The organism is Pseudomonas palmensis, from assembly GCF_049942755.1.
Classification (GTDB): domain Bacteria; phylum Pseudomonadota; class Gammaproteobacteria; order Pseudomonadales; family Pseudomonadaceae; genus Aquipseudomonas; species Aquipseudomonas palmensis.
Map to the genome: position 1 here is coordinate 989,192 of NZ_CP187958.1, position 14,002 is coordinate 1,003,193.

Below are 14,002 nucleotides of genomic sequence, written 5' to 3' on the forward strand. Positions count from 1 at the left end.
CTTTCTACCGCACCTGCCCGCTGGAGCCAGCCCATCCTGCCATGGCCCAGACCAAGGAAGGATCGCCATGCCCCAGCCCCCCAACCCACAACGCGCGCAGCTTCAGGACATTGCGCGCCAGCTCGTCGTCAACTGCCCGGACATGCGCCAGATGGCCCGTGAGGTGGCCGTCGACGCCCTGAAGAAGTTCGCCCGCAGCAGCCTCGATCCGGACACCGTGTACCTGCACCGTTTCAAGGCGGCCCAGTCCAACCCCAGAAGCTTCAGCGGCTGGGAGCACCGTGAGCTGCCCTACCAGTCGCTGACGTTGCCGCAACTGGTGATGCAGCGCTTCGACGCCAACGACCAGGACAACGCCGACCTGCTCGGCTACCGCACCGGCTTCTACCGCGAAGGCGCGCATGCCGGGGTGTTCGACGAACGCAACGAAGTCCCCATGGCACCGGCCGATGTGCTGCGCTACTTCTGGCAGATCGACTTCAGCTCGGTCTTCAGGCAGAAGATGCAGGCGTTCTGGGCCGACAGTGCAGAGGCGTTTCGCAGCATGGCCAAGGCCAACTTCCTGAGCAAGGTGGTGGAAGCCTGCGAACACGCAGACCTGCCCGAACAGCGCAAACGCTACCGCCTGCTGGCCCGGGCACTGGCCGGCACCACCGACTGGCCGCCCACCCTCGAACAACTGCAGCACACGCATGTTCCCGACCAGGGGGTGCGCCTGCATGCCTTCGACATCGGCGGCTACGTCGCCAGCGACATGCTGCGTGCCGTACTGCCCGATGGCTACCAGGTGCTGTACATGCCCGGCGAGGTCACGGCCCTGCACCTGTTTGCCAACCCTGCGCAGCTTTACTGGTGGGTGCTGCAGAACACCAATGCCGCAGATAACCGCGCGCGCCTGATGGCCCACTTCGCGTTGTCCAGCCATGCCGAAAACCCCGCCGGGGTCGGGCTCGAGCATCTGATCGACCTGCTGTTCTCCAACTGGGCCGGCAGCGCACACGATGCCATCAACCTGCTGGACAAGCCGGTCGAGCAGGATGCATTCAGCTACCTGCGCGATGCGGCGCGACAGCGCATGAGCGACGACGCGCACTTCGCCCTGCGCTCCAACGCCGACCTGCGCAAACAGATGTGGGTGGCGGACCTGCACGCCTTTACCCGGTTCGCCGGGGCAATGGCCGCCTTCGACTGGCCGGTTGCACTGGCTGCCGTGGGCGCAGGGCTTGGCGAGACCGGCCTGTCCATCGACGAGGCGATCAACGGCCACACCACTGCCGAACGCCAGGCGGGCGTCATAGGCGCCGTACTGGCCTGCATCGACACGCTGTTCAACGCGACGCTGCTCGGCGAGGAGACCGGTGAAGCGATACGGGTCGACAGCGAGGTGCCCGCCGTCGCCGAGCCCTATGTGGAGGCCGAGGACGAACCCCTTGCCACTGCCGAGGATATTGAGGCCCAGGTACCCGCCCCCCTGCGACCGACACCGGCTTCCCAGCGCCTGGCCACCTTCGAGACCAATGCCCTGCTCGACGGCGAGAAACCCGGGGTCGGCAAGATGCAGGGCATCTACTCGCTGGCCGACGGTTTCTATGTAGCGATCGGCGATTTCGCCTACCAGGTGCGGTACGTGGGCGAGCTCAAGAGCTGGGTGGTGATCGACCCGAACGCGCCCTTTTCGTTCTACCGCAACGTGCCCATCCGGCTCAATGCGCAACAGCAGTGGGAGCCCGTCGCACAGGGCCGCCTTCTGGGGGGTACACCGCGCTTTCGCCTCAAACTGTGGGGTCGCAGCGACTACGCGCCACCCCCTGCCGAACGTATCCCCACGCCCTACGAGTTGCTCCCGCGCCAGCAGGCACAGCTGCGTTCGGTGGATGACGAACAGCTCAGCGGCATTACCTACCGGGCCAATCAGCCACACTTGGAAGAAGCCTGCGACCTGTTTCGCAAGCTGCGCAGCAAGCTGCTGAACGACGCCAGGGAGTACCTGAGCACGGTGGAGCTGCCGCCACGCCCGCAACTGCCGCTGTTCGAAAGCAACCCGGCGCCCAAGCAGATCTTGCGTGGTTGCTACTCCCGCTGCGACGGCGTGGTGATCGGCGAATGCCACGCACACCTGGGCAGCAAACGCTTTCTGATCGACAACATGGCGCAACTGCGCAAGCAGAAGGTCAAGGTGCTGTACCTGGAGCATCTGCTGACGGACTTTCACCAGGCCGACCTCGATGCGTTCAACCGCACAGGCAACATGAGCCAGCACCTGCGCGACTATGTGGCCGAACTGGACCGAAGCCAGGCCACCGACAGCAGCGGACGCTATACCTTCCAGCAGGTGATGCTCACCGCACAGGCCAACCAGGTCCGCCTCCAGGCCATCGACTGCATGGCCAGCTATCGTCAGGCCTGGCTGGCCACCCCGCCGGGCCCGATCCGCCAACAGATGATGAACTTCTTTGCCCATCGGGTCATTGCAGCAGACCAGGCCCTGCACCCCAGCAGGTGGATCGCCTTCGTGGGCAACACCCACACCAATACGTTTGACGGCGTGCCAGGGCTTGCCGAGCTGCAGGGCGCCATCGGCCTGCGCATCGAAGACATCGAGTGCGGGCTGCCTGTGCGATTCGGCGTGGACCCCGGTATCCAACCCGACCAGGCGGCCAACCTGGCGGCGGTCAAATGCGACCTGCTGCTGCAGGTGCCCATTGCTCCCGCACACGGCGTGGCACGCACCCTGGAAGAAAAGCTGCGCGCTGTCGGCTCCTTCAGTTTCACCCAGGTGGAGGGGACCTTGCAGATGATCCACCGCAGCAAGGACCTGACGCTGCACTACACCCCCATCCAACGGGACGGCACGTTCTACTACATCGATCGGGCGAGCTGGCCACGCGTGGACAAGCGCCGCATGCCAAGCCTGGCGCAACTGTCGACCCTGGTGACATCCAACGGGCTGACCTTCGTGCCACTGTAACGGCGCTGCCCAGCTTTGCTTGCTGCCTGGACGGCCCGGGCTGGCTGGGCGGCCCGCACTACTTACTTACCGCACGCTGCTCGCCGCCCCCGGCCAAGCTGGCCCCTCGCCCCTGACACGGAAGTACCGCCATGCCCCTGACCGCCCAACAGACCCACGACCATGAACAGCTGCAGAACCTGGCCCGACAACTGGTCAAGCATTGCCCCGACATGCGCCAGATGGCCCGCGAAATCGCCAGCCATATCCTGAAGAAACACACCCGCAGCACGCTGGACCCGGACGCGGTGTACCTGCACCGGTTCAACACCGCGCATAGCAGCCCGCGCACCTTCAGCGGCTGGGAACACCTCGGCCCGCCCAGCGAATCGCTGACACTGCCGCAACTGGTGATGCAGCGGTTCGATGTCAACGACCAGGACAACGCCGACCTGCTCGGCTACCGCACCGGCTTCTACAGCCGCGGGCCGGGTACAGGCCTGTTCGATGAGCGCGATGAAGTGCCGATGGCCCCGCGCGAGGTACTCGACGAGCTGTGGAAGGTCGACTTCTGCAGCGCCTTCCACCAGGACCTGACCCGCTTCTGGGCCCGTCATTCGGACAACTTCCGCACCCTGGCCAAGGCCAACTTCCTGAGCAAGGTGCTCGAAACCTGCGCACACCAGACCGACCCCGCCCGCCTGGCACGCTTGCGGCGGGTGGCCACTGCCCTGGCCGGTGACGCCAGCTGGCCGCCCTCGCTGAGCCAGTTGCAACAACAGGCCAGGCCGGTGGCGGGGGTGCGCCTGTGCACCTTCGACATCGGCGGCCATGTGGCCACCGATATCCTGCGGGTAGAACTCGACGACGGTTACCAGTTGCTCTACATCCCGGGCGAGGTCGACGCCCTGCACCTGTTCGCCAACCACAGCGAGCTGTACTGGTGGGTGCTGCACAACACCAATGCGGCGCAGAACCGCGCACGCTTCATGACCCACTTCGCCCTTGCGGACCACGGCGAAAAAGCCAGCGCGGTAGGGCTCGAGCACCTGATCGACGTGCTGTTCAACAACTGGGGCGGCAACGGTCACGACGCACTCAACCAGTCGAACACGACCGTGCATGGCGATGGGTTCACCCACCTGCGCGATGCAGCGCGTCAGCGCATGATCGACGATGCGCACTTCTCGCTGCGCTCCAACGCCGACCTGCGCAAGCAACTATGGATCGGCTACCTCAAGGCCTTCGGCACGTTCGCCAGTGCCATGGCCGCGGTCGACTGGCCGGTAGCGCTGGCTGCAGTGGGCGCCGGGCTGGCCGAAACCGGCCTGAACATCGATCAGGCGGTCAACGGGCACACCACTGCCCAACGCAAGGCCGGCGTGATCGGCGCCGTGCTGGCGGCCATCAACACGCTGTTCAATGCCACCCTGCTCGCAGGCCCGGCCGTCACCGGTGAAATCGCCGAGATCGAACCCAGCCTGGACGCGGGCACGCAGACTGGACCCATCGAGCCCGAACACACGCCAATGGCCACCCCGGCGGAACTCGCCGAGTGGGCGCCTGCGCCGCTGATACCGGCCGAGCGCTCGCAACTGCTGGCCCCGTTCGAAACCAACGTGCTGCTGGACGGGCACGCCACCGGCAGCGGCAAATTCCAGGGTATCTACACCCTGGACGATGGCTTCTATGCCCAGATAGACGGGTTCCCCTACCACGTGCGCTACATCGGCGAGCTGCATTCATGGGCGGTGGTCGACCCGCAAAACCCCTACTCGTTCTACCGCAACGTGCCCATTGGCCTGAATGACGAAGGCGTGTGGCAACCACTGGAGCAGGGTCTGAAAGGCGGGGCGCCACGCTTTCGCCTCAAGCTCTGGGGCCAGGCCCAGGTACCCGCGCCCGGCCCGGAACGCGTGCCCACCCCCTATGAAGTCGACAAGGCGCTGCAGCCCGAATTGCTCAAGGCCTCCAACGGTGGCGAGGAGTCGAACCTGAGCGGGCGCACGTTCTCCCCCAACAACCCCGCCCGCGAACAGGCCTACGCGCAATTTCGCACCTTGCGCGACCTGCTGGTCGACGACGCCGAAGCGTTTTTCAGCACCGCAAGCCTGCCGCAGCGGCCACCGCTGCCAACATTGGCTGCCGATGCCAGCGCCAGGCAGATCATTCGCAGCGTGTACGAAAACAGCGAGGGCCTGGTGGTCGGCGAAGCCCATTCACAACTGGGCAGCAAGCAGTTTCTGATCGAGAACATGGCCCTGCTCAAGCAGCAGAAGGTGCGGGTGCTGTACATGGAGCACCTGATGACCGACTTCCAGCAGGCCGACCTGGACCTGTTCAACCAGACCGGGCAGATGCCCCAGGCACTCAAGACCTACGTGACCGATCTGGACCGCGGCTGGCACACCGACCCCGCCCAGCGCTACACCTTCATGCAGGTGCTCAGGAGCGCGCAGAAACAGGGCATCCGGATACAGGCCATCGATTGCATGGCCAGTTACCGCCAGGCATGGATGGGCCCCCGACCACCCGCGATTCGCCAGAAGATGATGAACTTCTTCGCCCACCGCGTGATCGCTGCCGACCAGGCTGCCCATGGCGCCGGCAAATGGGTTGCACTGATGGGCAACACCCACGCCAACACCTTCGAGAGCGTACCCGGGGTCAGCGAACTGCAAGGTGTGATCGGTGTGCGCGTCGAGGACATCGAAATCGGCAGCAGCGCAAGCGTCGGCCGCGACCCGGGGCTTTACGCAGTGGACGACGGTATCCGCGAAACCCGCGTGCAGGGCGACCTGCGCCTGCAGGTGCCGATTGCCCAGCCGCCCTCGGCCTCGGGCACGCTGGAAAGCCGGCTGGCCAAACCGGGGGCGTTCGGCTTCAAGGACATCGACGGCAAGATGACCCTGGTGCACCGCAGCAAGGACCTGGCGCTGCACTACACGCCCATCGCAAGGGACGGTGAGTTCATCTATATCGAACGCGCCAGCTGGCCATGGCTGGACAAGCGACGCCTGCCGGACCTGTCGGAAATGGCCTTCCAGCTGTCCCGGTACGGCTTGAAGTACGTGCCGCTGTGACGCCAGGCAGGCGGCGATGAAAAAAGGGCAAGGCCGCCTGGCCCTGCCCTTGCTTTCGCCTCGCGGCAACCGGGCCGCTAGGCCTGGTGCGTCAACTAGTGCTTGAACATCACATGGCGCACGGTGGTGTAGTCCTCCAGGCCATACATCGACATGTCCTTGCCATAGCCGGAGAGCTTGGCGCCGCCGTGGGGCATTTCGCTGACCAGCATGAAGTGCGTGTTGACCCAGGTGCAGCCGTATTGCAGGCGTGCGGCCAAACGGTGGGCGCGGCCCACGTCGCGGGTCCACACCGAGGAGGCCAGGCCGTAGTCCGAATCGTTGGCCCATGCCAGGGCCTGAGCCTCGTCGTCGAAGGCGGTAACCGTGACTACCGGGCCGAAGATCTCATGGCGCACCACCTCGTCGTCCTGCCGGGCGCCGGCAAGTACGGTCGGCTCGAAGAAGAACCCTGGCCCGGCGACACGCTGGCCACCGGTCACCACCTCGATGTGCGACTGCTCGCGGGCGCGCTGCACAAAGCCTTCCACGCGCTCCAGATGCTGCTGGGTGATCAGCGGCCCGAGCTCGGTGTCAGGGTCGTCCTGCAGGCCGTAGCGGATGCTGGCCACCGCCTCGCCGAGCTTCTTCACGAACGCCGCGTACACGCCCTTCTGCACATACAGGCGGCAGGCGGCGGTGCAGTCCTGGCCGGCATTGTAGAAGCCGAAGCTGCGCACGCCTTCGACCACGGCATCGATATCGGCATCATCGAACACGATCACCGGGGCCTTGCCGCCCAGCTCCATGTGCATGCGTTTCACGCTGTCGGCGGTGCCGGCGATGATGCGGCTGCCCGTGGCCACCGAGCCGGTCAACGACACCATGCGCACCTTGGGGTGCCCGGTCAGGGGCTTGCCGACACTCGGGCCGCGGCCGAAGACCACGTTCACCACGCCTGCCGGGAAAATCTCCGCCATCAGTTGCGCCAGCTTGAGGGTGGTCAGCGGCGTCTGCTCGGACGGCTTGAGCACCACGGTATTGCCTGCGGCCAGGGCCGGCCCGAGCTTCCAGGCGGCCATCATCAGCGGGTAGTTCCACGGTGCGATGGAGGCCACCACGCCCACCGGGTCGCGACGGATCATCGAGGTGTGCCCTTCCAGGTACTCGCCGGCGGCACTGCCTTGCAGGCAGCGGCTGGCACCGGCAAAGAAGCGGAACACGTCGGCCACGCCCGGCAGCTCGTCGTTGAGTGCCGCCGCGTAGGGCTTGCCGCAGTTGTCCGCTTCCAGGCGCGCCAGCTCCGGGGCGTGGGCGTCGATCGCATCGGCCAGTTTGAGCAGCAGCAGCGAACGGTCCTTGGGGGTGGTCTGCGACCAGCTGTCGAACGCCGCATCCGCAGCGCACACCGCGGCATCGACCTGGGCCAGGCTGGCCTCGGGGATCTCCACCAGCGTGGCCCCCAGGGACGGGTTGAGCACCGCCAGGGTTTCGCCTTCACCGGCGATGAGTTGTCCATTGATCAGCAGGCAGGTTTGCATGGGTTCTCCTGTGCGGCGAGGTTGGCCGCCGCCATAAAAAAGTCGCAAGCGCCCCGTGCCCGCAGCCGGGCTGCGCACAGGGGGAGCATTACAGGGGGGGCAGGCGCCGGGCGCCCGCAGGTTCAGAGTGCGGCTTCAGGCACTGCCGTGCTGAACAGCCGGGTGCGCCAGGCCAGGTACACCAGCCCCAGCAGCACCCAGCAACAGCCGAGAATCAGCGCGTCGGCATCCAGGCTGATCAACATCCAGCCCGAGGTGAAGGCGCCGGCCAGGGGGAAGATCACCCCGCGGACCACGCCGGCCTTGTCGCCGATGCTGCGGTCGAAGGTCAGTTTCAGTGCGCACAGGTTGACCGAGGTGAAGGCCAGGAAGGCGCCGAAGTTGACCAGCGAAGTAGCCGTGGCGATGGTCAGGCCGAACCCGACGAAACCGAAGGCCCCGCACAGGGCGATGTTGAATACCGGGGTCCTGTAGCGCGGGTGCAGCACGCCGAACAGCTTCTGCGGCAGCTGGTTGTCGCGGCCCAGGGCATACAGCAGACGCCCCACGCTGGCCTGGAACGACAGGCCGGCGGCGAAGTGGGCAATGATGATGCCGGTGAGTACCACGCCGAAGAACAGGTCGCCACCGATGGTCTTGGCGATTTCGAAGGCCGCGCCGTCGATGTTCTCGAACAGGCCCGCCGGGTGCGCCAGGTACATGAAGTACGAAGAGCCCACGTACAGGCTGCCGCCGATCAGGGCCACCAGCAGGATGGCACGCGGGATGGTGCGCTCGGGCTCGACGGTTTCTTCGCTCAGGGTCGACAGCGCGTCGAAGCCCAGGAACGAATAGGCGGCGATCGCGGCCCCGGCCATGGTGGCCGAGAACGGCACGTCGGCATTGAAGAACGGCTTGACCGAGAGCAGACCGCCCGGGCCGTTGATGGCCGACACGTAGTGCCAGCACAGCGCGATGAACACCGCGATGATGGTCAGCTGGATCAGCATCAGGATGATGTTGAAGCGGTTGGCGACCTGGATGCCCAGGATGTTGAGCAAGGTGGTGGAAACGATGAAGCCGGTGATCCAGCACCACTGCGGTACATCCGGGAACGCCAGGCTCAGGTAGCTGGCCCCCAGCAGCCAGATCAGCATCGGGATGAAGAAGTAGTCCAGCAGCGCGGCCCAGCCGACCATGAAGCCGATGCCGGGGTTGAACACCTTGCGGGTGTAGGTGTAGGCGGAACCGGCCGCCGGGAAGATCCGCACCAGGCGCCCGTAGCTCAGGGCGGTGAAGATCACGCCGATGGAGGCCACCACATAGGACAGCGCCACGGTGTTCTGGCTGGCCTGGGCGATCACGCCATAGGTGCCGAACACGATCAGCGGGGCGATGAAGGCCAGGCCGAACAACAGCACGGACACCGGCCCGAGGGTCCGGCGCAGGTGCGCGGGGGAAGTCGATGCGCTCATGGTTAGGGCCTCAGGCTGCGTAGGTGTAGGCGGCGCGGATCACGTCGAGGTAGCTCTCGACTGACATCTCCTTGGCGTTGCTCGCATCGGAAATGTTGCTCTTGGACTTCTCTGCGATGGCCAGGAAGTCCTCCTCGCGCACCCCGGCCACATCGGCGAAACGCGGAATACCCAGCTCGCGGTTCATGCGGAACAACTGCTCCACGCCCGCTTCGGCGGCAGCGCTGGCGCCAAGATTGGGGTCGATACCCAGGGCATAGGCGACATCGGCATGGCGGCGCAGGTCGGCGTCGCGGTTATGGCTGAACACGAACGGCAGGAAGATCGCGTTGCCCACCCCGTGCGGGGTGTCGTACATCCCGCCGATGGCTTCGGAGATGCAGTGCACGCTGGCGATGTCGGCATTGCCGAAGGCCATGCCGGCAATCAGGCTGGCGATCAGCATCTGTTCGCGGGCCTCGCGGTTGTCCGGCTCCTGCACGGCGGGCTTGAGGTACTGCGCGATCAGGCGGATGGCGTGCAGGGCCAGGCCGTCGCTGATCGGGTTGGCCGGCTTGCCGGTGTAGGCCTCGATGGCGTGGGTCAGCGCGTCCATGCCGGTGGCGGCGGCGATGTGCGGCGGCAGCGTGGCGGTGATGTCCGAGTCGAGCAGCGCCAGAACCGGGCCGATGCGGTAGTCCAGGATGCTCATCTTGAACTGGCGGCGGGTGTCGGTGATCACCGAGAAGAACGTGACCTCGCTGCCGGTGCCTGCGGTGGTCGGGATCGCCACGATAGGCAGCACCGGGCCCTTGAGGGTGAAGGCACCTTCGTAGTCCTCGACCTTGCCGTCGTGGGTCAGCAGTACGCTGATCGCCTTGGCCGCGTCCATCGCACTGCCGCCACCCACTGCCAGCACGCCATCGATGCCCTTGCCGCGATACAGCTCGGCGGCGCGGTTGACGTCTTCGCTGCGCGGGTTGGGCTTGACGTCGACGATCTCGTCATAACGCACGCCGGCCTTGTCCAGGCTGGTATAGATGCTGTCGAGCAGGCCGGCGTTCTTCACGCCCGGGTCGGTGACCAGCAGCACGTGGCGCAGGCCCAGGTCGGTCAGGTGCTCGCCGGTACGCTGGCGCAGGCCAGGTTCCATGACGATCTTGGTAGGTAACAGAAACTGGAATTGCATCGGTAGGTTCCTCTCGCACTGGGGCGCACTTGCAATGTTGTAGTTATGGCAGACGAGTCAGAGGGGCCGCCTGGGCGGTGGGTGTCTGGTTATTGTTGTGGCGGTTGCCGATCGCCGAAGCCGATGGACCGCTTGTCCAGGCGCTGCACGGTGGGCACAGGCCGGTATGGGGCCAGACACTAAGACACGGGTAGCGGATCGACAATTACTAAAAACTCAAGGGAGCATTCGATTAAATCGAATGCTCCCCGTGCACCGGGGGTAGCGGCCTACAGGTGCTGCCCGTGGCGCGCCATGATGTGCCGCACCACGCTGTAGTCCTGCAGCGAGTCGCTGGACAGGTCCTTGCCGTAGCCCGAGCGCTTGAGCCCGCCGTGGGGCATTTCGCTGACCAGCATGAAATGGCTGTTGATCCAGGTGCAGCCGTACTGCAGGCGCGCCGCCACCTGCATGGCCTTGTCCAGGTTCTGGGTCCACACCGACGAGGCCAGGCCGTATTCGGAGTCGTTGGCCCAGTCCACGGCCTGGGCCAGCTCGTCGAAACGGGTCACGGTGACCACCGGGCCGAACACCTCGCGCTGGACGATCTCGTCGGTTTGCCTGCAGCCTGCCAGAAGCGTCGGCTGGTAGTAGAACCCGGGCCCGGCATGCATCGCCGCACCGGTGACGCACTCCACGTGCGGCTGGCTGAGGGCGCGCTCGACGAAGCTGGACACCCGGTCGCGCTGGCGCGTGCTGATCAGCGGGCCGATCTCGTTGTCGGCATCGTGCGTGCCGGCATAGCGAATGCTGCTGACCGCAGCCCCGAGTTCGGCCACCAGCCGGTCGTGGATGCCGGCCTGGGCGTAGACCCGGCACGCCGAGGTACAGTCCTGCCCGGCGTTGTAGTAGCCATAGGCACGCACGCCCTCGACCACCGCCTGCAGGTCGGCATCGTCGCAGACGATCACCGGGGCCTTGCCGCCCAGTTCCAGGTGGGTGCGCTTGAGGGTTTTGGCCGCTGTGGAGAGGATCTTCTGCCCGGTGACGATATCGCCGGTCAGCGAGACCATGCGTACCTTGGGGTGGCCGACCAGGTGAGCGCCGACGTTCTCGCCACCGCCGCAGATGATGTTGATCACCCCGCGCGGCAGGATCCGCGCCAGCGCCGGCGCCAGGGCCAGGATCGACAGCGGGGTGTGCTCGGACGGCTTGAACACCAGGGTGTTGCCTGCGGCCAGGGCCGGCGCGATCTTCCAGGCGGCCATCATGATCGGGTAGTTCCACGGCGCGATCGATGCCACCACCCCGATCGGGTCGCGGCGCACCATGCTGGTATAGCCAGGTACGTATTCACCGCTGAGCTGACCGGTCTGGCAGCGCACCGCGCCGGCGAAGAAGCGGAACACATCGACGGTGGCGCTCAGGTCGTCCTTGCGCGCCAGGTGCAGCGGCTTGCCGCAGTTCAGCGCTTCGAGCCGGGCGAAGGCGTCGGCGTGCTGCTCGATGGTACTGGCGATCTCCAGCAGCAGGTTGGAGCGCTGCTGCGGCGTGGTGCGGGCCCAGCCGGCGAACGCGCGGTGGGCGGCCAGGATCGCGGCCTCGGTCTGCTCGGCGCTGGCTTCGGCGATAGGGGTCAGCACCTGGCCGGTGGCCGGGTTGAGGATCGGCTCGACGACGCCCTCGCCTGCGACTAGTTCGCCATCGATCAGGAGTGCGGTGGACAACGGGGTCTGCGCGACTGGCATGTGCAGGGTTCCTTCTTGTGGTGTGGCCATGCGGCTAAAGGGATGACTTGCGCCCGCCGTGGGGCTGCTCGCGGGCGACCGTCAGAAACGGGTCGACCAGCGCCGGGCGCGCCGTGCCGCGGCGCCAGGCCAGGCCCACGTCGAGGGTCTGGGTCAGGTCGGCAATCGGGCGGGCCTCGATGATGTCGCCTTCCAGCGACCACGGGCGGTAGGTCATGTCAGGCTGTATCGACACCCCCAGGCCCGCTGCCACCAGGCTGCGCACCGCCTCGGTGGAGGCCGTGCGCAGGGTGATACGCGGCTGCAGCCCGGCCTGCGCCCACTGGCGCTGGGCGGTGTGGTCCATCTCGTCGACGTTCAGCTGGATCAGCGACTCCCGGGCCACGTCGCCCAGGTTGATGCTGTCGTGTTCGAGCAACGGGTGCTGGGCCGGTAGCCACAGCCGGTAGGGCGAGTGGGTCAGCACCTCCGATTGCAAGGCGTGACGGTCTTCGAGGTTGGAGAGTATCAGCACGCCCACATCGATTTCGCCGCTGACCAGCAGGTGCTCGATGTACGGTCGCTCGTCTTCCATCACGCGGATTTCGACGTTGGGGTAGGCACGCTGGAAGCGCGTGAGCAGGTCGGCCAGGTAGTAACCCGCCACCAGGCTGGTCACACCCACCACCAGCTGGCCGGCGACCTGGTCGGTGCTCTGCTGCAGGCTGCGCTTGGCGTTGTCCACCGTGGCCAGGATCAGGTGCGCCTGGCGCAGGAACTGATGGCCCTGGTGGGTCAGGTGCATGCCCTTGGCGTGGCGATTGAACAGGCTCACGCCGATTTCCTGTTCCAGCTGCTGGATGGCCAGGGTCAGGGTGGACTGGGAGATGTACACCGCCTGGGCCGCAGCCGAGATCGAACCGGTCTCGGCCACGGCAATGAAGTGGCGGATCTGACGCAGAGTCATCATGGGCATTACCCGGTACGTTGTTTTTATAGATGCAGGCGAGTGTATATCTTTTTTATCGATGGCTTGGTGAAAACCGCCGCGCCTGCGGTTCAACGTGAAACCGCGTGGGCGGCCCCGGGTGGTTACAAAAAAGTGCGTACTTGTGGGGATCTGACGCCCGCCCTAGATTGCCCGCCTCAATCACTGGAGTACCGAGCCATGCGCACCCTGATCATTCTCGCCCACCCCAACCTGGAAAAATCCGTGGTCAACCAGGCCTGGTTGAAAGCCCTTGAAGCCAGCGACATGAACGTCACCCTGCACCGCCTGTACGAGGTGTATCCCCAGGGCGGCGCGCTGGACGTGGAAGCCGAGCAGGCACTGGTTCGCGCCCATGACAGCATCGTGTGGCAGTTCCCGTTCTACTGGTTCAGCACCCCGCCGCTGCTCAAGCAATGGCAGGACGAAGTGCTCACCCACGACTTTGCCTACGGCCACGGCGAAGGGCAGCGCCAGCTGGCGGGCAAACGCATTGGCATGGCGATTTCTGCCGGCATCAGGCAAGACGATTACAGGGCCGGCGGGCGTTACAGCTACAGCCTGGACGAACTGCTGCGCCCGCTGGAAGTCACCCTCCGCTACATCGAAGCACTGCCGGTACGCCCGTGGGTGTTCTATGGCGCCGAGTACGCCATCGACCCGGCGGAACTGGAGGCCAACGCCGAAGGTTACCTGGATTACCTGCGCCAATTTGCCCAGGCAGCCTGAGTTCAGCCTTCGGCGGGCGCCGGCGGTGTCTCGGTGGCGAGCGCATTACCTGAATGCAGGGCACCCCACTGGCACATCGCATCGATGATCGGCTGCAAGGTGCGGCCGTGCTCGGTCACCCGATACAGCACCTTGGGCACCTTGCCAGGGAAGGCTTCGCGCTCGACCAGCAGATCGCCCTGCAACTCCTTGAGTTGCTCGGTGAGCACCTTCGACGACAAGGGGCGCATCAGGCGCAACAGCTCGCCTGTGCGCTTGGGGCCTTCCATCAGGTGGCACAGGATGGAGCACTTCCAGCGCCCGCCGATGGCCTCGATGGTAGCGTCGATGGGAAAGCTGAACACGCGGTTGACCATGTACTTCTCCTGACAAAAGGCGCGTAGCAAAAAGCCCGCAATTACGCGGGC

Annotated in this window: 9 protein-coding genes; 3 read left to right on the plus strand and 6 right to left on the minus strand. The window is 65.7% G+C overall.

Annotated elements, in window-relative coordinates:
• Positions 1-67 precede the first annotated feature (67 nt).
• Both ACPRTJ_RS04660 and ACPRTJ_RS04665 read left to right on the plus strand, forming a co-directional pair.
• Entirely contained in the window at positions 68-2,968 is a 2,901-nt protein-coding gene (locus ACPRTJ_RS04660) for a membrane-targeted effector domain-containing toxin (RefSeq protein WP_426428232.1), read from the plus strand.
• Positions 2,969-3,099: 131 nt separating this feature from the next.
• The gene (locus ACPRTJ_RS04665; protein WP_426428234.1) at positions 3,100-6,030 is read left to right on the plus strand and encodes a dermonecrotic toxin domain-containing protein; all 2,931 of its coding nucleotides are present in this window, start codon (positions 3,100-3,102) and stop codon (positions 6,028-6,030) included.
• A 95-nt stretch (positions 6,031-6,125) separates the two neighbouring features.
• Here ACPRTJ_RS04665 and ACPRTJ_RS04670 read toward each other — a convergent pair whose 3' ends face one another.
• The 5 genes from ACPRTJ_RS04670 to ACPRTJ_RS04690 form a co-directional block, all read right to left on the minus strand.
• A complete protein-coding gene (locus ACPRTJ_RS04670) occupies positions 6,126-7,550 on the minus strand; it encodes a gamma-aminobutyraldehyde dehydrogenase (RefSeq protein ID WP_054915058.1) in 1,425 nt (474 codons plus the stop codon).
• A gap of 122 nt (positions 7,551-7,672) precedes the next feature.
• Entirely contained in the window at positions 7,673-9,004 is a 1,332-nt protein-coding gene (locus tag ACPRTJ_RS04675; protein WP_327780905.1) for an APC family permease, read from the minus strand.
• 10 nt (positions 9,005-9,014) lie between these two features.
• Positions 9,015-10,172, minus strand: coding sequence for an iron-containing alcohol dehydrogenase (locus ACPRTJ_RS04680; RefSeq protein ID WP_043860647.1), 1,158 nt, complete (start codon positions 10,170-10,172; stop codon positions 9,015-9,017).
• A 269-nt stretch (positions 10,173-10,441) separates the two neighbouring features.
• The gene (locus tag ACPRTJ_RS04685) at positions 10,442-11,899 is read right to left on the minus strand and encodes a gamma-aminobutyraldehyde dehydrogenase (RefSeq protein ID WP_104571850.1); all 1,458 of its coding nucleotides are present in this window, start codon (positions 11,897-11,899) and stop codon (positions 10,442-10,444) included.
• Between the two features lie 34 nt (positions 11,900-11,933).
• Positions 11,934-12,848 carry a LysR family transcriptional regulator gene (locus ACPRTJ_RS04690; protein WP_058541552.1) on the minus strand — a complete coding sequence of 305 codons (915 nt, stop codon included), beginning with the start codon at positions 12,846-12,848 and terminating at the stop codon, positions 11,934-11,936.
• 198 nt (positions 12,849-13,046) lie between these two features.
• Here ACPRTJ_RS04690 and ACPRTJ_RS04695 point away from each other — a divergent pair, with 198 nt between their 5' ends.
• On the plus strand, positions 13,047-13,595 hold the full coding sequence (locus ACPRTJ_RS04695) for an NAD(P)H-dependent oxidoreductase (protein ID WP_100633051.1): 549 nt from the start codon (positions 13,047-13,049) through the stop codon (positions 13,593-13,595).
• A 2-nt stretch (positions 13,596-13,597) separates the two neighbouring features.
• Here ACPRTJ_RS04695 and ACPRTJ_RS04700 read toward each other — a convergent pair whose 3' ends face one another.
• Complete coding sequence (locus ACPRTJ_RS04700; protein WP_426428237.1) at positions 13,598-13,951, minus strand: winged helix-turn-helix transcriptional regulator; 354 nt, start codon at positions 13,949-13,951, stop codon at positions 13,598-13,600.
• Between the last annotated feature and the right edge of the window lie 51 nt (positions 13,952-14,002).